Origin of the sequence: Allosphingosinicella sp., from assembly GCF_036387615.1 — a bacterium.
GTDB lineage: Bacteria > Pseudomonadota > Alphaproteobacteria > Sphingomonadales > Sphingomonadaceae > Allosphingosinicella.
In genome coordinates, this window is sequence record NZ_DASVTH010000012.1 from 1 (window position 1) to 22,711 (window position 22,711).

Annotated in this window: 29 protein-coding genes; 4 read left to right on the plus strand and 25 right to left on the minus strand. The window is 66.3% G+C overall.

Features of this window, described 5'->3' with window-relative positions; genetic code table 11:
* From VF631_RS01760 to VF631_RS01820, 13 genes are all read right to left on the minus strand, one after another.
* A partial coding sequence (locus tag VF631_RS01760) for an SDR family NAD(P)-dependent oxidoreductase (RefSeq protein WP_431848545.1) occupies nt 1-385 on the minus strand: 385 nt, incomplete at its 3' end.
* The gene (locus tag VF631_RS01765; protein ID WP_431848546.1) at nt 372-1,592 is read right to left on the minus strand and encodes a zinc-dependent alcohol dehydrogenase; all 1,221 of its coding nucleotides are present in this window, start codon (nt 1,590-1,592) and stop codon (nt 372-374) included. The genes VF631_RS01765 and VF631_RS01760, both read right to left, overlap by 14 nt.
* 11 nt (nt 1,593-1,603) lie before the next feature.
* Complete coding sequence (locus tag VF631_RS01770; RefSeq protein ID WP_431848547.1) at nt 1,604-2,299, minus strand: SRPBCC family protein; 696 nt, start codon at nt 2,297-2,299, stop codon at nt 1,604-1,606.
* Nucleotides 2,300-2,468: 169 nt separating this feature from the next.
* Nucleotides 2,469-3,167 (minus strand): 50S ribosomal protein L1, encoded by a 699-nt coding sequence (gene rplA, locus VF631_RS01775; RefSeq protein WP_431848548.1) that lies wholly within the window; start codon nt 3,165-3,167, stop codon nt 2,469-2,471.
* Nucleotides 3,168-3,171: 4 nt separating this feature from the next.
* Nucleotides 3,172-3,603, minus strand: a complete 432-nt coding sequence (gene rplK / locus VF631_RS01780) for a 50S ribosomal protein L11 (RefSeq protein ID WP_431848549.1) — start codon at nt 3,601-3,603, stop codon at nt 3,172-3,174.
* A gap of 185 nt (nt 3,604-3,788) precedes the next feature.
* On the minus strand, nt 3,789-4,238 hold the full coding sequence (locus VF631_RS01785) for a GFA family protein (RefSeq protein ID WP_431848550.1): 450 nt from the start codon (nt 4,236-4,238) through the stop codon (nt 3,789-3,791).
* A 6-nt stretch (nt 4,239-4,244) separates the two neighbouring features.
* The gene (locus VF631_RS01790) at nt 4,245-5,273 is read right to left on the minus strand and encodes an aspartate-semialdehyde dehydrogenase (protein ID WP_431848551.1); all 1,029 of its coding nucleotides are present in this window, start codon (nt 5,271-5,273) and stop codon (nt 4,245-4,247) included.
* A gap of 25 nt (nt 5,274-5,298) precedes the next feature.
* A complete protein-coding gene (locus VF631_RS01795) occupies nt 5,299-7,530 on the minus strand; it encodes a DPP IV N-terminal domain-containing protein (protein ID WP_431848552.1) in 2,232 nt (743 codons plus the stop codon).
* A 90-nt stretch (nt 7,531-7,620) separates the two neighbouring features.
* Nucleotides 7,621-8,049 (minus strand): 50S ribosomal protein L19, encoded by a 429-nt coding sequence (gene rplS, locus VF631_RS01800; RefSeq protein WP_431848553.1) that lies wholly within the window; start codon nt 8,047-8,049, stop codon nt 7,621-7,623.
* 6 nt (nt 8,050-8,055) lie between these two features.
* A complete protein-coding gene (trmD, locus tag VF631_RS01805; protein ID WP_431848554.1) occupies nt 8,056-8,793 on the minus strand; it encodes a tRNA (guanosine(37)-N1)-methyltransferase TrmD in 738 nt (245 codons plus the stop codon).
* A complete protein-coding gene (locus VF631_RS01810) occupies nt 8,790-10,280 on the minus strand; it encodes a serine hydrolase domain-containing protein (RefSeq protein ID WP_431848555.1) in 1,491 nt (496 codons plus the stop codon). The genes trmD and VF631_RS01810 overlap by 4 nt, the downstream gene beginning before the upstream one ends.
* Nucleotides 10,281-10,670, minus strand: coding sequence for a type II toxin-antitoxin system VapC family toxin (locus VF631_RS01815; protein ID WP_431848556.1), 390 nt, complete (start codon nt 10,668-10,670; stop codon nt 10,281-10,283).
* 3 nt (nt 10,671-10,673) lie between these two features.
* The gene (locus tag VF631_RS01820) at nt 10,674-10,946 is read right to left on the minus strand and encodes an AbrB family transcriptional regulator (RefSeq protein ID WP_431848557.1); all 273 of its coding nucleotides are present in this window, start codon (nt 10,944-10,946) and stop codon (nt 10,674-10,676) included.
* 87 nt (nt 10,947-11,033) lie between these two features.
* Between VF631_RS01820 and VF631_RS01825 the strand changes: the two genes are divergently transcribed.
* Together VF631_RS01825 and VF631_RS01830 are read left to right on the plus strand one after the other, a co-directional pair.
* Nucleotides 11,034-11,978 carry an NAD(P)/FAD-dependent oxidoreductase gene (locus VF631_RS01825; RefSeq protein ID WP_431848558.1) on the plus strand — a complete coding sequence of 315 codons (945 nt, stop codon included), beginning with the start codon at nt 11,034-11,036 and terminating at the stop codon, nt 11,976-11,978.
* Between the two features lies 1 nt (nt 11,979).
* Nucleotides 11,980-12,372 carry a hypothetical protein gene (locus VF631_RS01830; protein ID WP_431848559.1) on the plus strand — a complete coding sequence of 131 codons (393 nt, stop codon included), beginning with the start codon at nt 11,980-11,982 and terminating at the stop codon, nt 12,370-12,372.
* Nucleotides 12,373-12,409: 37 nt separating this feature from the next.
* Here the strand turns inward: VF631_RS01830 and rimM are convergent, their stop codons facing one another.
* From rimM to ffh, 3 genes are all read right to left on the minus strand, one after another.
* Nucleotides 12,410-12,895: a ribosome maturation factor RimM gene (gene rimM, locus VF631_RS01835; protein WP_431848560.1), complete on the minus strand. Its 486-nt coding sequence runs from the start codon at nt 12,893-12,895 to the stop codon at nt 12,410-12,412.
* A gap of 50 nt (nt 12,896-12,945) precedes the next feature.
* On the minus strand, nt 12,946-13,443 hold the full coding sequence (gene rpsP / locus VF631_RS01840; protein WP_431848561.1) for a 30S ribosomal protein S16: 498 nt from the start codon (nt 13,441-13,443) through the stop codon (nt 12,946-12,948).
* 118 nt (nt 13,444-13,561) lie between these two features.
* Nucleotides 13,562-15,040: a signal recognition particle protein gene (ffh, locus tag VF631_RS01845; protein WP_431848562.1), complete on the minus strand. Its 1,479-nt coding sequence runs from the start codon at nt 15,038-15,040 to the stop codon at nt 13,562-13,564.
* Between the two features lie 451 nt (nt 15,041-15,491).
* Here ffh and VF631_RS01850 point away from each other — a divergent pair, with 451 nt between their 5' ends.
* Together VF631_RS01850 and VF631_RS01855 are read left to right on the plus strand one after the other, a co-directional pair.
* Nucleotides 15,492-15,803 carry a PspC domain-containing protein gene (locus VF631_RS01850; protein ID WP_431848563.1) on the plus strand — a complete coding sequence of 104 codons (312 nt, stop codon included), beginning with the start codon at nt 15,492-15,494 and terminating at the stop codon, nt 15,801-15,803.
* A 109-nt stretch (nt 15,804-15,912) separates the two neighbouring features.
* A complete protein-coding gene (locus VF631_RS01855) occupies nt 15,913-16,116 on the plus strand; it encodes a hypothetical protein (RefSeq protein ID WP_431848564.1) in 204 nt (67 codons plus the stop codon).
* 2 nt (nt 16,117-16,118) lie between these two features.
* Here VF631_RS01855 and apaG read toward each other — a convergent pair whose 3' ends face one another.
* The 9 genes from apaG to VF631_RS01900 all read right to left on the minus strand — a co-directional run bounded on the left by apaG (nt 16,119) and on the right by VF631_RS01900 (nt 22,711).
* The gene (gene apaG / locus VF631_RS01860; RefSeq protein WP_431848565.1) at nt 16,119-16,517 is read right to left on the minus strand and encodes a Co2+/Mg2+ efflux protein ApaG; all 399 of its coding nucleotides are present in this window, start codon (nt 16,515-16,517) and stop codon (nt 16,119-16,121) included.
* A 32-nt stretch (nt 16,518-16,549) separates the two neighbouring features.
* The gene (gene recO, locus VF631_RS01865; RefSeq protein WP_431848566.1) at nt 16,550-17,281 is read right to left on the minus strand and encodes a DNA repair protein RecO; all 732 of its coding nucleotides are present in this window, start codon (nt 17,279-17,281) and stop codon (nt 16,550-16,552) included.
* A 12-nt stretch (nt 17,282-17,293) separates the two neighbouring features.
* A complete protein-coding gene (locus tag VF631_RS01870) occupies nt 17,294-18,250 on the minus strand; it encodes a GNAT family N-acetyltransferase (RefSeq protein ID WP_431848567.1) in 957 nt (318 codons plus the stop codon).
* 54 nt (nt 18,251-18,304) lie between these two features.
* A complete protein-coding gene (uvrC, locus tag VF631_RS01875; protein ID WP_431848568.1) occupies nt 18,305-20,224 on the minus strand; it encodes an excinuclease ABC subunit UvrC in 1,920 nt (639 codons plus the stop codon).
* 71 nt (nt 20,225-20,295) lie between these two features.
* Entirely contained in the window at nt 20,296-20,940 is a 645-nt protein-coding gene (locus VF631_RS01880) for a F0F1 ATP synthase subunit B (protein ID WP_431848569.1), read from the minus strand.
* Nucleotides 20,933-21,427: an ATPase gene (locus VF631_RS01885; RefSeq protein WP_431848570.1), complete on the minus strand. Its 495-nt coding sequence runs from the start codon at nt 21,425-21,427 to the stop codon at nt 20,933-20,935. Before VF631_RS01885 ends, VF631_RS01880 begins: the two co-directional genes overlap by 8 nt.
* Before the next feature lie 27 nt (nt 21,428-21,454).
* Complete coding sequence (locus VF631_RS01890; protein WP_431848571.1) at nt 21,455-21,691, minus strand: F0F1 ATP synthase subunit C; 237 nt, start codon at nt 21,689-21,691, stop codon at nt 21,455-21,457.
* Nucleotides 21,692-21,717: 26 nt separating this feature from the next.
* Nucleotides 21,718-22,500 (minus strand): F0F1 ATP synthase subunit A, encoded by a 783-nt coding sequence (locus VF631_RS01895; protein WP_431848572.1) that lies wholly within the window; start codon nt 22,498-22,500, stop codon nt 21,718-21,720.
* Nucleotides 22,501-22,558: 58 nt separating this feature from the next.
* The gene (locus VF631_RS01900) at nt 22,559-22,711 is read right to left on the minus strand and encodes an AtpZ/AtpI family protein (RefSeq protein ID WP_431848573.1); all 153 of its coding nucleotides are present in this window, start codon (nt 22,709-22,711) and stop codon (nt 22,559-22,561) included.

Genomic DNA, 22,711 nt, shown 5'->3' on the forward strand with positions numbered 1-22,711 from the left:
CCTGGTTGCGGGCGACCATCTCTCGGGCGACCTTCTGGACGAGGTAGACGGTCCCGGTCACGTTGGTGTCGATCACGTGCCGCCATCTCGCCGGATCCTGCTCGAGGAAGGCGCCCCCCAGGCCGTGTCCGGCGTTGGCGAACAGCAGGTCGATGTCCCGGCCCGCCGCCGCCGTCAGCATCCGGTCGACGCCATCGAAGGTCGACAGATCGGCCTCGATATTGCGGACCTCGACCCTCAGCCCCTGCAACTCCCTGGAGGCATCGATCAGCGGCGTGTCGGCGGCGACCAGGAGATCGTAGCCGTCCTGCGCGGCGAGCCTGGCGAGTTCGAGGCCGATGCCGCTCGACGCGCCGGTGACGATTGCGAACTTACGCTGGCTCATGCTGCTGCTCCCGTGCTTTCACCTCGCCCTTCGGCAGATCGGGCTTGAGGATGATCTTGGTGTAGCTGTTCTGTTCGTTGTGCCAGTGCCGGTACATGTCCGGCGCGTCTTCCAGGCTGGCATGATGCGAGATGAACCAGGTGGTATCGAGCTTGCCCTCCTGGATCATGCCGAGCAGCTCGCCGGTATATTTTTGCACATGCGTCTGGCCGGTCTTCATCGTCAGCCCCTTCTCCATGAAGGCGCCGATCGGGAACTTGTCCATCATGCCGCCATAGACGCCCGGGACCGAGACGCGCCCGCCTTTGCGGCAGGCGAGGATCGCCTGGCGGAAGGCGGCGGGGCGGTCGGTGCCGAGCTTCAGCCATACCTTGGCGTGATCGGCGAGATTGTCGACGCCGAGCCCGTGCGTTTCCATGCCGGCGCATTCGACGCACGCATCCGGCCCGATGCCGCCGGTCATCTCGAACAAGGCCTCGCGGACGTCCACTTCGGTGAAGTCGAGGATCTCGGCGCCCATCTGCTTGGCCAGCTCCAGCCGGCGCGGATAATGATCGATCGCGATCACGCGGTGCGCGCCGAGCACGAAGGCCGACTGAATCGCGAACAGGCCGACGGGACCGCAGCCCCATACCGCGACCGTGTCGCCCTCCTCGATCTCGGCATTCACCGCGCCCATCCAGCCGGTCGGCAGGATGTCGGACAGGAACAGCACCTTGTCGTCGTCGAGCCCGTCCGGGATCACGACCGGCCCGACATCGGAATAAGGCACCCGCAGATACTCGGCCTGGCCACCGGCATAGCCACCGGTGAGGTGCGCATAGCCGAATGCGCCGCCCATCGGATAACCGTAGAGCGTTTCCGACATGTCGGACGTGGTCGCCGGATTGGCGTTGTCGCAGGCGGAGAATTGCTTCTTGGAGCAATGGAAGCAACTCCCGCACGAGATGGTGAACGGGATCACGACTCGCTGACCCTTCTTGAGCGTCGACTTGGGGCCGACCTCGACCACCTCCCCCATATTCTCATGGCCGAGGATGTCGCCGGCCCGCATCGTCGGGATATAGCCGTCGTACAGGTGGAGATCGGAGCCGCAGATCGCGGTCGAGGTGATCTTGATGATCGCGTCGCGGGGGTTGACGATTTCGGGATCGGGAACGGTGTCGACACGGACGTCATGGCGGCCGTGCCAGGTGACTGCGCGCATGATTGCTACTCCTAGAGGGATTGCTCGGTCGGCTCTTCCGACTTGCGGCCGGAAGGGCTGGCGGAACTGGTCACTTCGCCCGTCTCCATCAGCTGCTTGAAGCGACGCAGGTCGCGGCGCGCCTGGACCGCGGGTTCGCGCTGCAGCACCTTCGCGATCAGCTTACCGATCGGTCCGGCGGGCGGATCGTAGGAGATCCGGGCGCGGACATAGGTGCCGCGTCCGGGAGGCGCGTCGAGGAACTCGATCCGGCCGCTGTTGCGGATGCTCGATTCCGGCCCCGATTCCCACGCGATAACCGAGCCCGGCACGTCTTCTGTGGTCCGGTTGACGAGTATGACGGATGTCCCGGCCGGCGCCTTGATCACCCAGCGCGTGCGCTCGCCATCGAGCCGCTCGACGCTTTTGACATTGTCCATGAACTGGGGAAGCTTGGTGAAGCCGCGCCAGAAATCGTACAACTCCTGGCGAGGCCGGTTGACCGTGACCGTCCGCTGGACAGGCGCGTCCCTGCCCGCCGGGCCGCGCAGCGTGGAGTCCGGCGCGTCGCTGATGACTTCACGCTCGGAGCTTTCCGTCAGTTTGCGGGTGACCAGAAAGGCGATGCCGCCAACTGCGGCAACCGTGGCGACGCCGATCAGGGCGCGCTGCAGGCCGTTGTCACGGCCCCGTTCGTCATCCTCTTCGTCTCGATATTCGATTGTCACTGGGCCCTCCTCGCCACCTGGTGATGGCGCGGCTCCGTGCGCCATGCCGGGCCAACCGCCGATTCGGCGCGGAGTTGCACTGCCCTTGACAATCGCGGCTCGGCCCAAGGAAAAAGGGCCGGAGCTTGCGCTCCGGCCCTTCCGAAGGTTTGCGAGGAGGGGGCGACCCTCAGACCGCGGCCACCTCGGCAACGTCGACCTTCACGCCCGGGCCCATCGAGGAGCTCAGCGCGGCCTTCTGGACATATTTGCCCTTTGCCCCGGCCGGCTTGGCGCGGACGATGGCATCCACGAACGCGTCGAAGTTGCGGCGCAGATCCTCAGGGGAAAAGCTCGCCTTGCCGATGCCGGAATGGATAATGCCGGCCTTTTCAACGCGGAACTCGACCTGGCCGCCCTTGGCCGCCTTGACGGCTTCGGTGACGTTCGGGGTGACGGTGCCGAGCTTCGGGTTCGGCATCAGGCCCTTGGGCCCCAGCACCTTACCGAGGCGGCCGACGATGCCCATCATGTCGGGCGTCGCGATCACGCGGTCGAAGTCGATCTTGCCGCCCTGGATGCTTTCCATGAGATCCTCGGCTCCGACCACGTCGGCGCCGGCCGCTGTGGCCTCATCCGCCTTGCCGCCGCGTGCGAACACGGCGACGCGGACGGTTTTGCCGGTGCCCGCCGGCAGCGTCACGACGCCGCGGACCATTTGGTCGGCGTGGCGCGGATCGACGCCGAGATTGAGCGCGAGCTCGATCGTCTCGTCGAACTTGGCGGTGGCGTTCTGGCGGGCGAGCGCAATCGCTTCATCGACGGCATAGAGCCGCTCGCGATCGACCGAACCGGCCTGCGCCTTCTGCTTCTTGGTCTGCTTTGCCATCGGATCAGCCCTCCACCACTTCGAGGCCCATCGCGCGGGCGGAGCCTTCGATGATCTTGGTCGCCGCATCGAGATCGTTGGCGTTCAGATCCTGCATCTTAGTCTCGGCGATCTCGCGCAATTGCGAGCGCTTGACCCGGCCCGCAACGACCTTGCCCGGCTCCTTGGAGCCCGACTTCAGCCCAGCGGCCTTCTTGATCAGGAAGGTGGCCGGCGGCGTCTTGGTCTCGAACGAAAAGCTCCGGTCGGCATAGACGGTGATGACGGTGGGGATCGGCATCCCCTTCTCCAGCTCCGTCGTCTTGGCGTTGAACGCCTTGCAGAATTCCATGATGTTGACGCCGCGCTGTCCGAGCGCGGGGCCGATCGGCGGTGAAGGGTTCGCGGCGCCCGCGGGCACCTGAAGCTTCACATAGCCAGTGATTTTCTTAGCCATGTTTTCGGTTCACTCTGTTTCAAGTTAAGCGGTGCAAACGGGCGCTGCGCGCCCTCCCGCATGAGAGCCATCGAAGGGACGCTTCGACGGGATCGATTTCCAGCAGCAATGTTGGAAGGGGGCGCCCATAGCGCAATGCATGGCTCAAGGGAACAGAAAAACGGCGGAAAAGCGTGGGGCGCTTGCTAGGTCGTTGGTGGCGACTCCCCCGCTTTATTCCAGCGGTCGACCAGCGGCCGGTATTCCTCGGAGCGGGTTTCCGGCAGCCCCCGGGTGTCGAGCCAGGCACGGTGCATGCTCTCCGCCGCAAAATGCGCGGTGGGCACAAAGCGCGAGGGGTCGTCGAACGTGCCGACGATCAGGTCCATCTTGTCCGTGCCTTCCAGATACTGGAAGGTCAGCGACGTCCCGCAGGCCGAACAGAAGCCCCGCCGCGCGATCGGCGAGGATTGATAGTAATCCGGCTCCCGCTCCCAGCGCACGTCATCCTGCCGCAGGGTCTTCATCGCTAGGCTCACATTGCCGCTCGCCCGCTGACACATCCGGCAATGGCAGAGATAAGCGTCGTCGGAGCTGATCTGGGCTGTGTAGCGGACACGGCCGCACATGCAGCCGCCGGTCATCGTGTCAGGCATCCGCACTTAAGCCGCCTTCTGCAGGTGCTTCCGTCCGAGCAGCTCCGCGATCTGCACAGCGTTCAGAGCCGCGCCTTTGCGCAGATTGTCGGAGACGCACCACAGGTTAAGGCCGTTGTCGACGGTGGGGTCCTCGCGCACGCGGCTGATGTAGGTGGCATATTCGCCAACACATTCGACCGGCGTCACGTAGCCGCCATCCTCGCGCTTGTCGACCAGCATGACGCCCGGCGCCTCGCGCAGGATCTGCTGCGCCTTTTTCGCCGACATTTCCTCGACGAACTCGATGTTGATCGATTCCGAATGGCCGACGAATACGGGCACACGCACGCAGGTCGCGGTTACCTTGATCTTGGGATCGAGGATCTTCTTGGTCTCGACCACCATCTTCCACTCTTCCTTGGTCGACCCGTCGTCGAGGAATGCGTCGATGTGCGGGATGACGTTGAAAGCGATCTGCTTGGTGAAATGGGTGGGCTCGTTGCTGTCGCCGACGAAGATGTTGCGGCTCTGCTCGAACAGCTCGTCCATGCCCGCCTTGCCCGCGCCGGAAACGGATTGGTAGGTCGACACCACGACCCGCTTGATCGTCGCGTAATCGTGGAGCGGCTTGAGCGCGACGACCATCTGCGCAGTCGAGCAATTGGGGTTGGCGATGATGTTCTTGCGGCGGTAGCCGTCGATCGCGTGCGGGTTCACCTCCGGCACGATCAGCGGCACGTCCGGATCCATCCGGTAGAGAGAGCTGTTGTCGATCACCGTGCAGCCGGACGCGGCGGCGCGCGGCGCATGCGCTTTCGACACCTCCGATCCAGCCGCGAACAGGGCCATGTCCCAGCCGCTGAAATTGAAATGATCGATGTTCTGGACCTTGAGCTCCCGCCCGCTGTCACCGAAGTCGATGATGTCGCCCGTCGAGCGCGGGCTCGCGACCGCAGCCACTTCGTCGGCCGGGAATTCGCGTTCGGCGAGGATGTTCAGCATCTCGCGCCCGACATTGCCAGTCGCGCCGACCACGACCATCCGATAACCCATGAAGCTGTCTCCGAAAGCCCGGCCGCTACCTGGCCGTTTGCTGCCCCGATGTAGTGGCTTGCGATCGGTTCTTCACCGTCCGATCGAGAAAGCGCTCGATCGTGCTCCAGACATGGGTCTGGCGCCCCTCCCCCGTTACGGCATGGGTCGCGCCCGGATAAACCATCATCTCGAATGGCCGCTTCGTCTCCTGCAGCTTGGCCACGAGCGCCGTGGTGTTCTCGAACACGACATTGTCATCCGCCATCCCGTGGATCAGCAGCAAGGGATCGGCAATCCGCTCCGCGCCGGTCAGCGCACTTGCCGCCTCATAAGGCTTTGGATCGAGCGCCGGGTTGCCGAGATAGCGCTCGGTGTAATGCGTGTCGTACAGCTCCCAGCGGGTGACCGGTGCCCCGGCGATGCCGGCCGTGTAGGCGCCTGGCGCGGCGGCAAGCAGCTTCACGACCATATAGCCGCCATAGGACCAGCCATAGACCGCGATCTTTTCTGCATCGACAAACGCCTGCTTCTTCAACCAGTCGACGCCGGCAAGCTGGTCAGCGACCTCGACTCCGCCGAGCTTGAGGTACAGCTCGTCCGCGAACTTGCGGCCCCGACGCGGCGTCCCGCGCCCGTCGACGGAGAAAACGATCCAGCCGCGATCGACCAGATATTGCTGGATCGGGCTGGTCCAGTTGCGCAGCACCTGGCCTCCTGACGGGCCGGCATAGACCTGCACGAAGACGGGATGGCGCTTGCCGGGTTCGCCCTTGGGAGTGAGCATCCTGTAGGGGATCGGCGTCCCGTCGGCCGCGGGAAGCACTCCGAAGACCGGCGTGACATGGCTGTCTAGGTATGGCGCATAAGGGTGCTCGGGCCCGAGCCGGTTTTCCTCGATCCAGGCGACCCGCCGCCCGCTTGTGTCGGCGAGATAGACCTGGGTCGGCTGGTCGGGGTTGGAGCGCGTGACTAGCGCGCGGGTGCCGAGTTCGTCCATCTCGGCGGCATTGTGCCAACCCGGCTCGGTCAGCCGCACCGGCTCGCCCGGCTTCTCGTAGCTGACTCCGTAGAGATGTTGCTCGTCCGGGTTCTCGGCGGTTCCGGTGAAGTAGACTCGCCCCGTCTCCTCGTCGACGCCCTCTACTTCGTTCACTTCCCAACTGCCGCGGGTGAGCTGGGTGAGCTTGCCTTTCTTCCACCGGTAAAGGTGCATGAAGCCGGTGCGCTCCGACGCCCAGATCAGGCTCCCGTCCTTCAGCGGCTTTAGATTGTCGTGCAGATTTATCCAGGTTTTCGATGTTTCGGTGAGCAGAGCGGTCGCCTTGCCGGTCGCGGGATCGACGCGCAGCAGCTCGAGCTTTTTCTGATCGCGGCTCTGCCGCTGGACGAGGAGCGACTTGCCATCCTTCGCCCAGTCCACGCGGGCGACATAGATGTCGGGGTCGGAGCCCAGATCGACCTTGATCCGGCGGCTCCCGTCCGGGCTCATCACATAGAGATCGACGAGCGCGTTCGCCGTGCCCGCAACCGGGTAGCGCTGTTCAAACAACCGCGTGCCTTCCGCTCCGATCGCAGCGCGGGTGACGACCTTAACCGGGCTCTCGTCGACGCGCGCGACGGCGAGGTAGCGATCGTCGGGCGACCACCAATGGCCCTTGTGCCGGCCTATCTCCTCCTGTGCGACGAACTCGGCGACACCCCAGCTCAGCGTGCCACCGCCGTCGGTGGTGAGCTTGCGCTCGGCGCCGCTCGCGAGATCGAGGACGTGGAGGTTCTGGTCGCGAACGAAGGACAGGAACCGTCCGCCTTCCGACACCTGCGCGTCGAGCTCGGTTGCGGGCGTCTGCGTCAGGCGCCGCACCGAGCCATCCAGCCCGGCCAGGTAGAGGTCGCCGTCCAGGGGCACCAGGATCGAGCGGGCGTCCGGCGCCCACTGGTAATCGGTGATGCCCTTGGTGCCGGCGATGCGGAGCCGTTCGCGCCGCATCTTCTCTTCCTCGGAGACCTCCGCGCCGCTGCCCAGCTTCAGAGAATCGATCAGCATCCGCGCCTGCCCGGTCGACGCATCCACCGCCCACAGGTCGAAGCGGTCGCGATCCTCTGCGCGGTTGCGCAGCAAGGTCGCGACCCGGCCGTCCGGCGACATCTTGAGCGAGCGCGGGGTCGGTCCCGACAGGGACGGGCTCTGGAAGAGCCGCTCGAGCGTGAGGTCTCGGCCGAAGGCGGGGGTGGAGGCGAGAGCCAGGGCGACGCTGAGCAGGTACGGGAAACGCATGCCTGCGTCCTAAAGCGATGACAGCCCCGAGTCACGTCGGCCCGGGCTTACCCGGGCCAAGGATTGGAGTGCGGAGCTATCGAGGGCAGTTCAGCCCTCGGCGTTCTCGGTGGCCGGCGTGGCGGTCGGCGCCTCGGCCTTGGGTTGCGCGGCCACGCGGGTGTCGCGGCGCTCCGCGATGCGGGCAGCCTTGCCGGTGCGGCCGCGCAGATAATAGAGCTTGGCGCGGCGAACCGCGCCGCGGCGGACGACCTCGATCGAATCGATGTTGGGCGAATAAAGCGGGAAGACGCGCTCGACGCCCTCGCCGAAGCTGATCTTGCGAACCGTGAAGGAGCTGCCCAGGCCGCGATTGGCGCGGGCGATGCACACGCCCTCGTAATTCTGGACGCGGGTGCGGTCGCCCTCGACGACGCGGACGCCGACGCGGAGGGTGTCGCCGGGGCGGAATTCCGGAATGGTCTTGGTGGCGGCGAACTGCGCGATGGCCTCGGCCTCGAGCGTCTGGATCAGGTTCATCGGTCTTCAACCCTTGTCACGTCGCTGCGCACCAGAGGGCGATGGCCTTCGCGCGTCCCCATGACGCTCGATCAGGTCCGGCCGCCTTAGCCGTGTATCTTCGATCGCCCGTTCCCGTCGCCAGGCGGCGATCTTCGCATGATCCCCCGATCGCAGCACTTCGGGGATCGTGCGCCCTTCCCACATCTGCGGTCGGGTATAATGAGGATATTCGAGGAGGCCTGCTTCGAAGCTCTCCTCTTCACCGCTCGAAGCCGCGCCCATTACGCCGGGCAGCAGCCGAACGCAAGCATCGAGCAGCACGATCGCGGCCGTCTCGCCGCCCGACAGGACATAGTCCCCGATCGACACCGGCCGGATCGGGCGCGCCTCGAACAGCCGCTCGTCCATCCCCTCGAAACGCCCGCACAGGATCGACAGGCCCGCCCCGGCGCTAAGCTCGCGCACCAGCGCCTGGGTCAGCGGCTCGCCCCTCGGGCTCATCGCCAGCATCGGCGCTTGCGGAGACCGCTCCAGCACCTGGTCCACCGCCGCCGCCAGCACGTCCGCCCGCATCACCATCCCCGCCCCGCCGCCGGCCGGAGTGTCGTCCACCGAACGATGCTTGTCGGTCGCGAAATCGCGGATCTGAACGGTCTCAATCGACCAGATGCACTCCCCGAGCGCGCGCCCCGCGAGGCTCACGCCCAACGGCCCTGGGAACATCTCCGGATAGAGCGTCAGAACCGTGGCGGCCCAGGTCACTGGGGGCGGGGCGCCGGATTGAACCTCAGCGCCTGAATGGTCGGCGGGTTGGTGGGCGCGAGCAGCAGATCGCCCTGTAAGCTGCCCTTGTCGCAAGTCCAGGTGAAGCGGCCGGCAAGCGCACCCGTCGCGGTCAGCGGCGCATCGGTCCGGCACTCGCCGACCTCGCCTTTCAGCCGCCCGAACTCGCGCGCCCAATTGGCTGCCGAGCGATCCATCAGGAAGTTCATGGCGAGCTGCCGGCGGCCAGGAGCGAGTTGCCCGGCGCGGTACATGGCGCCCGCGGCGCGGTATGTCTCGGCCAGCGCAGGCGTGACCGGCAGCGCGCGCCCCGTCAGCAGCCCGGCCTCGTGTAGCGCCCGCGCCGTCGCAAAGACGGGCGGCCGCGGCCCCGCATAGGTGCGGTTCGAGAGCGCGAATATGCCGACATTGTGATCGGGCAGGAGCAGCAGGAACGAGCCGTAGCCCGGGTATCCGCCGCCGTGGAACATGACCGCGCCGAGCTGGCATTGCTGACCGGCGGTGAAGCCCTTGGCGTAGCCGACCGCCATCGGGCAGGTCTCCGGCGGCGCGCCCGGAACCGGCGAGACGGTCGGGAAGCCCAGCCCCTGGGCCAGCTCGCGCACGGAGGCTCGGCGCACCGGACCGCTCTCCGGTCCCTCCCGCGCCGGCCAAGCCGACAGCAGGTAGGCGACCCAGCGGGCATAATCGCTCGCGCTGGTCTGAACCCCACCCATCGCGCCGAACTCGCCGTGGCGCATGGTCGGCTCCTCGGCGTGGGCGTCATTCTCCCAACGATAGCCGATCGCGCGCCGCTCCGCGGGCCAGTCCGTCACTTCATAGCCGGTCGAGGCCATTCCGAGCGGGCGCATGATCGTCTGCTCGATATAATCCTTGTACGGCCGCCCGGAGGCGCTGGTGACGATCCGGCCGAGCAAGGCATAGCCGAAGTTCGAATATTCGAAGGCGAGGCCCGGCGCCCGCGTGAACGGCACGCCGCCGCGCAGCATGCGCGTAAATTCGGCCTCGCTGATCGGCTGCTGCCGGTCGCCCCACGGATCGTCGGTGACGAATCCGCCGGTGTGGCTGAGCAGGTCGCGAACCGTGATCCGCGGCGCATCGGCGCTCGGGTACCGCCAGGCCTTGAGCTCGGGCACATAGGTCTCTGCCGGCTCGTCCAGCCGCAGCCGGCCTTCGTCCCGGAGCTTCAGGATGGCGAGCGCGGTGAACGCCTTGGACATGGAAGCGATGCGGAACAGAGTATCGGCGGTGGCCGGCCGCCGCTGCCTCAGATCCTGCACCCCGCTCGCCTTCACATAAGCGAGCCGGCCGTCCTTCACGATCCCGTAGACCAGCCCCGGCGCATGCACCTGCGCCTGCCAGTCGGCGAAGGTGCGGTCGATGGTCGGGCGAAGTGGATCTATCGATTGCCCAATGGCATCGGCAGGTGCGCAAACAATCGCAAGCGCGAGCACGGTCTTTTTCATTCAAGCCCTCCAGTTCTCGACTTGGAGCCCCGGAACGTCGGAAAAATCCACCTCATTGTTCGTCACGAGGATCAAGCCGAGCGCCAGTGCATGCGCTGCGATGAGCCGATCGAAGCTGCGACGCTTGATCCCGATCAGGCGCGCAACTTGGCCATATGCCTCGGCGGCAGCCTCGTCGAATGGCGGGACGGCAACGATTCTCACAAGGACATCAAGCCGTTTCTCGTCCTCCGGGTCGGCATCCCGGTGACGGGCGCCAACCCTGAGTTCCGCCAGGGTGATGCTTGAGATCGCGAGCCCTCGGTCGAACGCGGAAGCGATCCGATTGCGCACGGCTTCGCTGCGGGCAAGCGCGAAATCGAGGCACACATTGGTATCGAGCAGGTACACGCGTCAGGCCGCCCGATCGCGTTCGGGTGCCCGGCTCCAGTCGTAGTCCTCTTGCTCGACATCGCCTCGCCCGTCGGCCATGAACCCAGGTGAAAAAGCGCCGTAAAGGCTCATCAATATGTCCAGCCTTCGGCTTTCCTTCCATAGTGACAGACTACCGTCCGCATGTGGCACAATGGCCAGTTCATCGCCTTCGACGAAACCGAGAGCCTTTGGCAATCGCACCGCTACCGAATTGCCGGACTTGAATGTCTTGGTCTTGAATTTGCGGGCCATGGAAGCACTCCGTATAGTGCGACCGTATATACATTGTAGGCCGGACCGACAAGGAACTTAGAGGCCAGACGTTCGTCGGCGCGCAAGATGACCGACTTCGACTATGACTGCCTCGTGATCGGCGGCGGGCCTGCGGGGCTCACCGCCGCGATCTACCTTGTCCGCTACCACCTCTCCTTGAAGGTGGTCGACGCCGGCAACAGCCGGGCGAGCTGGATCCCCTGCTCGCACAACCATGCCGGCTACCCCGGCGGCATCAATGGCAAGGAGTTGCTCGCCAAGATGCGCGAGCAGGCGCAGATGTATGGCGCTTCGATCGAAACAGCCAGGGTCACTCGCCTCGACCTGATCGATGGCGGCTTCCAGGCCGAATGGGGCGCGGGTCCCGTCACCGCCCGCAAGGTGCTGCTCGCCACCGGTGTCACCAATCGCAAGCCGCCGATGGACCCGGAGTTGCACGACGCCGCCCTTGCCCAGGGGCTAATCCGTTATTGCCCGGTCTGCGACGGCTACGAAGTCACGGACAAGCGCGTCGGTGTGATCGGCAGCGGATCGCACGGAGTTGCCGAGGCGGTGTTCATCCGCGGCTTCACCGAGGACATCACGTTGATCGCGCCCGACCGCGCCCACGATCTTAGCGCCGAGGACAGAGCGAGGCTCGAGCAGTTCGGCATCAAGAGCGTGGACGGGCCGTGCGAGGCCGTCGCCGCCGTCGAGAAGTGCATCACCATCGCCACTCCCTATGGCGAGCATGTCTTCGACAGCATCTATCCCGCGCTTGGCTCCGACACCCATGTCGAGCTCGCCAGGCAGGTCGGCGCGGAGCTCACGGCCGACGGCACGCTCGCCGTCGACGATCACCAGCGCACCAACGTTCCCGGCCTCTATGCCGCGGGGGACGTTGTGAAAGGCCTCGACCAGATCAGCCACGCCATGGGCGAAGGCGGCGTCGCCGCGACGACGATGCGCAACGATCTCGCCAAGGAACGCCCGATCATCCGCGAAGCGTTGCGGGGGAACTCGATGCGCTGAGATGCGCTGGGTCGCCCTGCCCCTCCTGCTGTTCGCGCTCGCGGCTTGCGGCGAGGCGCCGGGAGCCCGCGCCGCGCCCGATGGGAACTGGACGGTGCTCAGCATAGACGGGCAGCCCGTCCCGCCCGGATCCTACGAGCTCAGGGTCCGCAGGGGCCGAGTGACCGGCGGCCGCGACGGCTCCAACGGGTGGGGGTACGTCGAAGACCAGCCGCCTCGCCCGGACGGCTCCAGGATGATAATTTCGGACCTTCAAGGCTGCGCGGAGACGCCCGAGCGCACGGCATATTGGCGGGCCATCAACAACGGAGAATCGACCCCGACTCCGCAGCCGGGCGGGCGCATTGCCCTTGCGGCCCAGGGAAACCGGCTTGTCGCCGTGCCGAGCCGCTGATCAGCGCCAATCCGCGCGGTACGACAGGCCGCTAAGCTCAGGCGAGGAAAATGGGATCGACCTCGATCTTGCCCCTTTCGAGGTCCGCAACGCCTGGACGGAACGGAACCATGCTGCGCTTGCCGTCGGGCTTTTCGATTTCGAGGATGTCACCCGCGCCGAAATTCTCGACCGCGACCACGCTGCCGAGCGTTTCGCCCTCCAGTCCGACGCACGGCAGCCCGATCAGGTCGGCGTGATAATATTCGCCTTCCGCCAGCGGCGGGAGGGCGGAGCGGGGCACGGTGACGAGGGAGCCTCGGAGCGCTTCGGCCGCGCTGCGGTCGGCGATCTCGGCGAAGCGGGCGATCGCGCCGCCGCCACCGGGTTTGACCGCCTTGAGCGTCAGCTGCCGTTCGCCGACCCGCACGACCTGTTGGCGGGCGATGCCCTCGACGCTCTCGCCGAACAGCTTCAGCCGCACCTCGCCGCCGATGCCATGCGCTCCGGCGATGGCGGCGAGGGTGACGGGTCGATCGGTCATGCTGGGCGGCTCGGATGCCATTCCCGCGAAAGCCGGAACGACAAGCGAGTTCACTCGGCCTTTTCTGCGCCGTCCGCCGGAGCCGCGTCGGGAGCGCCTTCGGCCGGCTGATCGGTGGAGTCGCCCTGGTTCGGAGCATCGCTGGCCGGAGTGGCATCGTCCTCACCGCCGCCACCGGCAGAAGCCGCCTCGGCCGCCGCCGCGTCGAGTTCGGCCTGGCGGGTGGCACGCTCCTCGGCGCGCTCCTTGGCCTTTTCGCCCGGCTCGCCCTTACTCGGGTTAAGCCTCGCGGCGCGTTCCCTCACTCCAGCCTGGTCGAGGAAGCGGGCGACACGGTCGGACGGCTGCGCGCCGACGCTGATCCAATGGCGGGCGCGCTCGGCGTCGAGCTTGATCCGCTCCGGGCTGTCCTTGGGCAGCATCGGATTATAGCTGCCAATGCGCTCGATGAACTTGCCGTCGCGGGTGTTGCGCGCGTCGGTCACGACGATCTTGTAATAAGGGCGCTTTTTCGCACCGCCGCGCGAAAGCCTGATCGAAACTGCCATTTGGTCTTCCTTTCTTGTTCTAATCAATCGTCATGCCGGACTTGATCCGGCATCCACCTTCCCCTTAACGTGGAAAGAAGATGGACCCCGGATCAAGTCCGGGGTGACGGGTGGAACTTCACTTCTTCATGAACTTGTCGAAACCCGGCGGCATGTTGAACGGGGCACTGCCGCCGGGAAGACCGGGCAGGCCGCCGCTCGTCGGCATCGCGCCACCACCACTCGGCAGGCCAAGCCCGCCGAGGCCGCCCAGGCCTCCACCGCCGCCGCCGAACAGGGCGCCGAGCTTGCCGAGGCCGCCCATCTTGCGGATCTTCTTCATCGCGTTGGCCATCTCCTGGTGCATCTTCAGGAGACGGTTCACATCCTGCACGGTGGTGCCCGAGCCCTTGGCGACGCGGATCTTGCGCTTGGCGTTGAGCAGTTCGGGCTTGCCGCGCTCCTTCGGCGTCATCGATCCGATGATTGCATCGAGGTGCAGCAAGGTCTTGTCGTCCTGAGCCTTTTGCGCGACGCCGGCCATCTTCTTCATGCCGGGCATCATGCTGGCGAGCGCGCCGAGGCCGCCCATGCGCTGCATCTGCATCAGCTGGTTGCGAAGGTCGTTCAAGTCGAACTGCCCCTTCGCCATCTTCTTGGCGAGCGCCTCGGCCTCGTCCATCTGGATGGTCTCGGCAGCCCGCTCGACCAGGCCGACGACGTCACCCATGCCGAGGATGCGGCCCGCCACGCGTCCCGGATGAAACGGCTCAAGCTTGTCGATCGCCTCGCCGGTGCCGGCGAATTTGATCGGCTTGCCGGTCACGGCGCGCATCGACAGCGCCGCGCCGCCGCGGGCATCGCCGTCCATCCGGGTCAGCACGACGCCGGTGAGGTCCACTTGGCCTGAGAAGTTGCGGGCGACGTTGACCGCGTCCTGGCCGGTTAGCGCATCGACGACCAGCAGCACCTCGTCGGGATCCGAGACGGAGGCGACCGCCTTCATCTCGTCCATCAGCGCCTGGTCGACGTGAAGCCGGCCCGCCGTATCGAGCAGCAGCACGTCAAAGCCCTGGAGCTTGGCGGACTGCAGCGCCCGACGCGCAATCTCCACCGGCTGCTGGCCCGCCACGATCGGAAGCGTCGCCACGTCCGCCTGCTTGCCGAGTACCGCCAGCTGCTCCTGCGCCGCCGGCCGGGCGACGTCGAGCGAGGCCATCATGACCTTCTTGCGGCCCTTTTCCGTCAGCCGCTTGGCGATCTTGGCCGTAGTGGTGGTCTTGCCCGAGCCTTGCAGGCCGACCATCATGATAACGGCGGGTGGGCTGACATCGATCTGCAGCTCCGAGACCTCGGAGCCGAGCATGTCGACCAGCGCGTCGTTGACGATCTTGACGACCTGCTGGCCGGGAGTGACCGAGCGCAGCACTTCCTGGCCGACCGCGCGCTCGGTCGCCTTGTCGACGAACTCGCGCACCACCGGCAGCGCCACGTCCGCTTCGAGCAGGGCGATCCGAACTTCGCGCATCGCCGCACGGACATCGGCTTCGGTCAGCGCGCCGCGGCCGCGGAGGCGATCGAAGACGCCGCTCAGGCGATCGCTCAGACTGTCGAACATGGCGCCTTCTCCTCATCGCCGGATGCGCGCCCAAACGCAAAAGCGCCGGCGGGCGAAACTTCGCCGGCCAGCGCGCGACCTCTTGAGGGCGCATCCGATCACCTACGTCGTAGGGTGTGGTGGCGCTTACCTTCCCGCGTCGGAATTGGCAAGCCGGACGCTCAACACGAGCCGATCGGGTGACGTTCGTATCGGTCGGACAATCCGGCGGGCGAGTCTGCGCAGCTCTTGTACGCTTGAGCTCGTCGACCCGCGTTCGTCGCACCGACTCCGACGCTCGTCGTTGGCCGGTTTTCCCAATTGTTGGTGGCTGATTATGCACTGCCGCGGGATGAAAAAGGCCTTTGGCGGCTAAACGGCTTGAATCAAGGGCTTTCCTGATTCTGGCACGTTCCGTGCTGAGTGGCTGTCGTGGGGCGATTGTTCGCCCGCTCGAGAAGAGGAAAAGTAGATGGATACCGGACAGCCCAACCTTTTCACCCGCCCGGACACGTTCTTCGGCGTCTGCGAAGGACTGAGCGAGGATCTGCCGTTCCACCCGAACATCCTGAGGCTGACGCTGGCCGGGCTATTCTTCTGGAATCCTTATGTTGCGATTGCAGCCTATGCCGCCGCGGGCCTGCTGGTCGCGCTGCTGCGCTGGCTGATCCCGAACCCGCGTCCGGCCGCCTTGCCCCAAGCAAGCGATGCCGACGCGACGACTTGCGCCCTGCCGGAAGCCGAAAGGGTGGCGCAAGCTGAGCCGATGCCGCTCGCAGCTTGAAACAGGATTGGCGAATGAACAGCCGCCGAAACTTTGTTAACCAACGGTGCAACTCTGCGGGCGCTCGTGCATTTGGAACGGATTGCGCGAGACCCGGGGAGCGCCTCCCATGACCGTTTCTATCGAAATCCGATGCGACAATTGCCGCGGCGACAATCTCAGCATCCCGCTCTGGGGCGGGGATGAGACCGCGTTGGATTGCGAGGATTGCGGCGCGCAACTGGGCACGCTCGACGATCTGAAGACTCTGGTCTCGCTCCAGGTGCTCGGCCGCAAGACGGTCGAGCGGCCGGCTTACATGGTGCTCAACTAAGCCTAGCTCGTCACGGCCGGCGCAATCAGCGGGAAGCGCGGAATCGCGACCGCGAAGCTGGAGCCGTCCGCGCTGACCATGTGGTAGCGGCCTTCCATGTAACCCGTCGGCGTGGTCAGCGGGCAGCCTGAGACATAGTCGAACGACGCGCCGGGCTCGATCACCGGCTGTTCCCCGACGACGCCTTCACCGGCCACTTCGTGGCGGCCGCCCCGGCCATCGGCGATCGACCATTCGCGGCTGACCAGCTGGACGGCGCGGCGCCCTTCATTCTCGATGCGGACATGGTAGGCCCAGAACCAGCGGCCCTTGATCGGCTCGGACTGTTCGGGGAGGAAGCTGACGGACACGCGCACTGTGACGTCGCGGGTGGTCGCGCTGTGGGGGAACAAGGATTTCACGCGCGCGACCTTTCCGCTTTTCTCCGGCCTCGTCAACGCGTCACCCGGGCCAGCCGGTCGAGCAGCCGATCGCGCGACGTGAACAAGTCGGCTTGCCGCGCCACCGGCAGATCGCGGGCGAGGAAGTGGCCGGTGAGACGCAGGCCGTCCAAAATCTCGGTCCAGTCGGCCGCGCCGCCCTCCTTCAGGAAGCGAGGCAGTGGCAGCAGCCGATCACGATATTCCGCAGCTCCCGCTTCGCTCACCGCCCGGCCGCTGCGCGGGCTGACGAAGGCGAGTCCCTCCGTCACGCCCGTCGCGGCGCAGGCGGACAGGTCCAGCCCGAAGCCGAGCTCGGCGAGGATGAGCAGCTCGTAGCGCACCAGGGATGCCGCCCAGCCCTTGGCGCTCGGCGCGGCTTCCACCGCGGATAGCAAGCCGTCCAACGCCTGGTATAGCCGCGGATAAGGCTGGCTTTCGGGCAGCGCGGCGGCAGTCAGCGAGGTGGCCCAGTCGATCGCCGCCGCGGGCAGCGCCTCGGCAAACAGCGGGGCGCGGCTGTGCACTAGCTCGAGCGTGAGCGCGGCGAGCTGCTCGTCGGTGCGCGCCCGGAACTCGGCCTGGACGAGGTTCCCGGCAAGCAGCACCGGCCGCAATCGGCGCGAGCGTCCGCCGCGGACGAAGCCCGCCTGGATGCCGTTGCTCGCAGTCAGCGCGCGCACCACGGCGCCGTGCTCGCCATGCGCACGGACCGCGCAAATGATCGCCTGCGTCTCGATCCGCATCGCCTCCGCCTATCAGCGGCGGGCGGCGCGAGCGAGCTTGCTGAGGCCAAGGGCGGCGAGGCCCCGTTTGGAGCGCGCGACCGCGGCGTCGAATAGGGTGAGGCTGTGGCCGACCGCGAGATTCACGGGTGTGGGCCGGAGCAGGAGCAGATCGAGGCAATCGACGGAGCCGGTTGCGAACTGGCGTTTGTGCTGGCCGTCGCCTTCGGTGAAGTCGAAAAAGCGGAAGCGGCCTTCCTCCATCAGCTCGCGTAACGCTTCGAGTTGAAGCACCGTCCCCGGCGACAACTCGGAATAAGCAGGATGGTAGCCGAGAAAGGCGTAGATCAGTCTGTCGCCCTCGGCCGGCGCGAACAGGTAGCTGATCGGCTGGCCGTCCAGGAAGAGGAGCCATGCGCGCATCTCGCCTTTCTCCGCAAGATCGCGCATCCAGGCGAGCGCCCCCTCCCCCGTCGGCAGCCCGGCGCCGAGCAGCCGCTCCTGATAGGTTGTGGCCGAGACTGCGCGGGCATGGCGGTAAAACTCCGCGACCTGGTCGGGACGCGCATAGCTGCGCACGTCCAGCCGCCCGCCCGAGCGATCCGTCAGCTTGCGCAGCTTGCGCTTCAGCGTCGAGCGGGTCTTGGCGGAAAAATGCGAGAAATAGCTGTCGAAGCCGTCCTGCAGGGAAGCGAAATGGCGCTGGTAACGCTGGCGGACGAAGGGTTGGAGGCCGGCATGCCGGGCCTGCATCGTTAGCTGGAGATCGGCACGTAGCCCCGTCACGAGATAGCCATCAGCCCCGTTCGGCAACGCCGGCAGATCGGGCAGCAACTCTCTGCGCTCGAGCGGAAGCGGCGCGCGGATAAGCCGGCGTTCGAGCGTAAGCAGCGTGCGCGCGCCGACGCGAAGCGGAAGGCGGACGCGAGCCGGGGCGGCAACAGGGACACGCGCCGGCTGCCGGTCTTCGATGGCGAAGCTCAAATCCAAGTCGTTGTCCGGCCGCACATTGCACCTGAGGTGCTGCCTGCACCCGGCCCCTGCTTAGCCGCGCGGGTGAAAATAATCGTAAATGCCGCGCGCCATCGCCTTTGAAATGCCGGGTGCTTTCTCCAGGTCTTCAAGCGCGGCGCCCTTCACCGCCTTGCCGGTGCCGAAATGCATCAGCAACGCGCGCTTGCGGCTCGGGCCGATGCCGGGGACTTCGTCGAGCGGGCTGGCCGCCATGCTCTTGGCGCGCTTCTGGCGATGGGCGCCAATGGCGAAGCGGTGAGCCTCGTCGCGCAAGCGCTGCAGATAGAAAAGGACGGGATTGTTGGGCGGCAACGTGGCCTCCCGGCCGCCGGGCAGATGAAAGACCTCGCGGCCGGCATCGCGGTCAGGACCCTTGGAAATCCCGACCACCGGGATGTCGTGAACGCCAGCATCCTCCATCACCTCGAGCACGGAGGAGAGCTGGCCCTTACCGCCGTCGATCAGCAGGAGATCTGGCCAGTCCCCCTTTGTACGGTCCGGATCTTCCTTCTCGAGCCGGGCGAAGCGACGGCTCAGCACCTCGCGCATCATCGCGAAGTCGTCGCCAGGCGCGGTCTCCTCGCGCTTGATGTTGAACTTGCGGTAGCTGTTCTTGCGAAAGCCCTCAGGCCCCGCGACGATCATTGCGCCGACCGCGTTGGTGCCCATGACATGGCTGTTGTCATACACCTCGATCCGCTGCGGCGGCTCGGGAAGGCCGAACAGCTCGGCCAGGCCACGCAGATTCTGGTGCTGGGTGCTGGTTTCGGCGAGGCGGCGGTCGAGCGCCTCCTCCGCATTGCGCTTGGCCTGACGGATCATCTTGGCGTGGTCGCCGCGCTGCGGGAGCCTGAGGCTCACCCTGCGTTCGGCGCGCGCGCTGAACGCCTCCGCGAGCAGCGCGGCTTCGGCGAGTTCGCGATCGAGCAGGATCGTCTTGGGCGCGGGCACTTCCTCATAGAATTGGGTGAGGAAGGCAGTCAGCACCTCGTCTTCGGGCACGTCGTTGGTGTGAGCCGGAAAGAAGCTGCGATGGCCCCAATTCTGCCCGCCGCGGATGAAGAAGGCCTGGATGCACATCGTGCCCCCCTTGCAGGCGAGCGCGAAGATGTCTGCATCCCCAAGCCCTTCGGCATAGATGGTCTGCGTGCCCTGCACATAAGTGAGCGCCCGCAGTCGATCACGGTAAACGGCGGCGAGTTCGAAATCCATGTTCTCGGCCGCCTCGGCCATCAAGCGGCCGAGCCGCTCCTGCACGCGAGTCGAGCGCCCGCCGAGGAAGTCCTTCGCGTCCTCGATCAACTCGGCATAGCCGGCCTGATCGATACGCTCGACGCATGGGGCCGAGCAGCGCTTGATCTGGTAAAGCAGGCACGGCCGCGCGCGATTGGCGAAGAAGCTGTCGGTGCAGCTGCGAAGCAGGAACAGCTTCTGAAGCGCGGTGAGCGTGGTGCGAACCGAGCCGGCGCTGGCGAACGGGCCGTAATATTGCCCCTTGGCGCGTCGCACACCGCGGTGGAGTTGGGCGCGGGGAAAGGCATGATCCTCCCGCAAGAGAATGAACGGGAAGCTTTTGTCGTCGCGAAGCAGGACATTGTAGGGCGGCCGGTAGCGCTTGATCAGCTGCGCCTCGAGCAGCAGCGCCTCGGCCTCCGTATTGGTGGTGACAATCAGCATGTCGCGCGTCTGCGCGACCATCCGCTGGAGCCGCTTCGATAGCCGCGTGACCTGCGTGTAATTGATGACCCGGTTCTTCAGCGCCCTCGCCTTGCCGACGTAGAGCACGTCGCCCTTCGCATCGAGCATTCGGTAGACGCCGGGGCGGACCGGCAGCGTCCGCAGCACGTTGCGGATCGCGGCCACGCCCGCCTCCAAGTCCGGCTTGTCGGAGCCGCGGACAGTGTAGGTGGCTTGTTCTTCGTGGAAACGGTCGGTCGGCGGCGTGGTCACGGCAAGAACTTAGGAGTCCGCGGGCAGCCGCGCCACCTTCTCCTCTCGACTCGAGAGGCCGGAGGAGAAGCTCAGTGGGTGCGACCGAGCCCAGCTATGGTGCGGTCGATCATCGCGCGATCCGCGGCGGCGTCGTGGGACCCCGCGATGAGCTGTGCGGCCGCCGCGGAAGCTGCCCGAGCAGCCTTGGCGCGAACTTCGGCGAGGGCTGTGCGCTCCGCGGCGCCGATCTTGTCCTCGGCCATGCGGGCGCGGCGCTCGACCAGAGCGTCGGCGTCGGATCGGGCCTGGGCGACGATGCTCTGGGCCTCGTGGCGGGCGCGGTCGAGCATGCTCTGCGCCTCGGCCCCGGCCTGGGCCGAGCGGGCCTCATATTCGGCCTTGAGCGCTTCGGCTTCAGCGCGAAGTCGCGCGGCCTCGTCGAGCTGCTCGCGGATGCCGGCGATCTTGGTGTCGAGCGCCCGGCCGATCGCGCCCGGCACCTTCTTCCACAGCATGATGCCGAGCACGACCAGCATCGCTAGCGCCACCCAGGCCGTGGCGTCGAGCCCGAGCGCCTTGGGATCGCTGTGCGACGTGCCGTGCGAACCCTCCGCCGCGGCGGTGGTCACGGCATGCTCACCGCCCTTCGGAATGGCGCCGCCCTCGATCTGGTTCGACGCGCCGACCACCGTCGGCTCCGCGCTGTGCTCGATAGCTTCGTTCTGCTTAGCCATGCGCCAGCGCCATCCTTACCGCTTGCACCGCCCGGTCGCGCGAGACCTCGGCGCCGGACAATTTGGCGACCATTTCCTGCGCGGCCTCGGCGGCGACGGTCTCGATCTCCGCCATCGCCGCATCGGCTGACGAGCGGATGCGGGCCTCGGCCGCCGCGACGCGCTCACCGGTCTCGGCGTCGGCCGCCTTGACCCGGGCCTCGGTGTCGAGGGCGGAAGCCTGCTTGGCGGCTTGGGTCACCTTCTGCGCCTCGGCCCGGTTCGCCTCGGTCTGCGCCCGGTAGGCTTCCTCGCGCGCGTCGGCTTCGGCCCGCGCCCGCTCGGCAGCGGCGAGGTCGTCGGCGATGCGCTTGTCGCGCGCCTGCACGGTGCCGCTGATCTTCGGCACCATGCCCCGCCCGATGACGAAGTAGATGAGGCCGAAGGTCAGCAGCAGCCAGAACAGCTGCGACCCGAAGATCTCCGGGATCTGACTGATTTGAGGCATGAGCCCGTCCTAGCGCGGTGCGGCTGGTTAGCCGCGCACGTCCACGAACAGGACAATCATCGCGACGACGAAGGCGAGCAGGCCGAGAAGCTCGGCGGCCGCGAAGCCGATGAACAGGCGGCCCTGCTGGCTGTCGGCGGCGGCCGGATTGCGCAGCGCGCTTTCCAGGAAGGAGCCGAAGACGTTGCCGACGCCGAGCGCGGCGAGGCCGACGCCGATCGCGGCCAGGCCGGCGCCGATGAGCTTTGCGGTTGCGTAATCCATGGGAAGTCCTTTCGAGAAGATGTTGATCAGTGGAGGTTTTCGGCGTCGTTCAGGTAAAGCGACGTGAGCAGCGCGAAGACATAGGCCTGGATGGCGGCGACGAGTAGCTCGAGAACCGAAATGCCGACCATCAGGATGAAGCTCGGCACACCGACCAGCAACGCATAGCCCGCGCCGGCATTGGTGCCGTTGATCACGAAGCCGCCGAGCACCTTCAGCAGGATATGGCCCGCCGTCATCGCGACGAAGAGACGAAGGCCGAGGCTGAAGGGGCGGACGAGGAAGCTGGCCAGCTCGATCACGAAGATGAGCGGGATCATCAGCTTGGGCGTGCCGTGCGGAATGAACAGGCTGAAGAAGTGGAAGCCGTGCTTGGCGAAGCCGACGATCAGCACGATCGAGAAGCTCATCACGGCGAGCACGCCGGTGATGGTGAGGTGGCTGGTCACCGTGAACGGGTGCAGGCCGACGATGCCGAGCGGCATCATACCGATCAGGTTCGCGAACAGGATGAACATGAACAGCGAGAAGACGTAGGGCAGATACTTGCGGCCGGCAGGGCCGATGTTGGTGAGCAGCATCGATTCGATGAAGCCGGTGAAGCCTTCCACCGCCATCTGCCAGCGGCCGGGCACCAGCTGTCGCTTCATCCCGCCGAGCATGAACAGCCAGAGCGCGGCGAGGGTGACGAGCATCCAGGCCGCGCTGTTGGTGAAGGCGATCTCCTGGCCACCCAGGTTGAAGCCGTCGAAAATCTTCTGCACCTCGAACTGGTGCATCGGATCGATCTTGCCGTTTTCGGCCGCCACGTCTCGTCCCCATGCGCCGGCTCCGGTGCCGGCTGATAACGCTAAGCGCCCGACCTGTTCAGCCCGGGCGCCCAGTTGAAACTCGAATGATGTTCCAGAACCCGCCAACCGTTCCAAGGATCAGCAGCGAGATCAGGAGCAGGGGCGATGTGCCGAAGACCCGGTCGAGAACCCAGCCGATCAGCGCACCCCCGGCAACACCCCCGATCAG

Coding starts and splice junctions, on each gene's coding strand:
- VF631_RS01765 (WP_431848546.1), bottom strand. CDS start 1,592: ATGCGCGCAGTCACCTGGCACGGCCGCCATGACGTCCGTGTCGACACC.
- rplA (WP_431848548.1), bottom strand. CDS start 3,167: ATGGCAAAGCAGACCAAGAAGCAGAAGGCGCAGGCCGGTTCGGTCGAT.
- rplK (WP_431848549.1), bottom strand. CDS start 3,603: ATGGCTAAGAAAATCACTGGCTATGTGAAGCTTCAGGTGCCCGCGGGC.
- VF631_RS01785 (WP_431848550.1), bottom strand. CDS start 4,238: ATGCCTGACACGATGACCGGCGGCTGCATGTGCGGCCGTGTCCGCTAC.
- VF631_RS01790 (WP_431848551.1), bottom strand. CDS start 5,273: ATGGGTTATCGGATGGTCGTGGTCGGCGCGACTGGCAATGTCGGGCGC.
- VF631_RS01795 (WP_431848552.1), bottom strand. CDS start 7,530: ATGCGTTTCCCGTACCTGCTCAGCGTCGCCCTGGCTCTCGCCTCCACC.
- rplS (WP_431848553.1), bottom strand. CDS start 8,049: ATGAACCTGATCCAGACGCTCGAGGCCGAGGCCATCGCGCAGTTCGCC.
- VF631_RS01810 (WP_431848555.1), bottom strand. CDS start 10,280: ATGAAAAAGACCGTGCTCGCGCTTGCGATTGTTTGCGCACCTGCCGAT.
- VF631_RS01820 (WP_431848557.1), bottom strand. CDS start 10,946: ATGGCCCGCAAATTCAAGACCAAGACATTCAAGTCCGGCAATTCGGTA.
- VF631_RS01825 (WP_431848558.1), top strand. CDS start 11,034: ATGACCGACTTCGACTATGACTGCCTCGTGATCGGCGGCGGGCCTGCG.
- VF631_RS01830 (WP_431848559.1), top strand. CDS start 11,980: ATGCGCTGGGTCGCCCTGCCCCTCCTGCTGTTCGCGCTCGCGGCTTGC.
- rimM (WP_431848560.1), bottom strand. CDS start 12,895: ATGACCGATCGACCCGTCACCCTCGCCGCCATCGCCGGAGCGCATGGC.
- rpsP (WP_431848561.1), bottom strand. CDS start 13,443: ATGGCAGTTTCGATCAGGCTTTCGCGCGGCGGTGCGAAAAAGCGCCCT.
- ffh (WP_431848562.1), bottom strand. CDS start 15,040: ATGTTCGACAGTCTGAGCGATCGCCTGAGCGGCGTCTTCGATCGCCTC.
- VF631_RS01850 (WP_431848563.1), top strand. CDS start 15,492: ATGGATACCGGACAGCCCAACCTTTTCACCCGCCCGGACACGTTCTTC.
- VF631_RS01855 (WP_431848564.1), top strand. CDS start 15,913: ATGACCGTTTCTATCGAAATCCGATGCGACAATTGCCGCGGCGACAAT.
- recO (WP_431848566.1), bottom strand. CDS start 17,281: ATGCGGATCGAGACGCAGGCGATCATTTGCGCGGTCCGTGCGCATGGC.
- VF631_RS01880 (WP_431848569.1), bottom strand. CDS start 20,940: ATGGCTAAGCAGAACGAAGCTATCGAGCACAGCGCGGAGCCGACGGTG.
- VF631_RS01885 (WP_431848570.1), bottom strand. CDS start 21,427: ATGCCTCAAATCAGTCAGATCCCGGAGATCTTCGGGTCGCAGCTGTTC.
- VF631_RS01890 (WP_431848571.1), bottom strand. CDS start 21,691: ATGGATTACGCAACCGCAAAGCTCATCGGCGCCGGCCTGGCCGCGATC.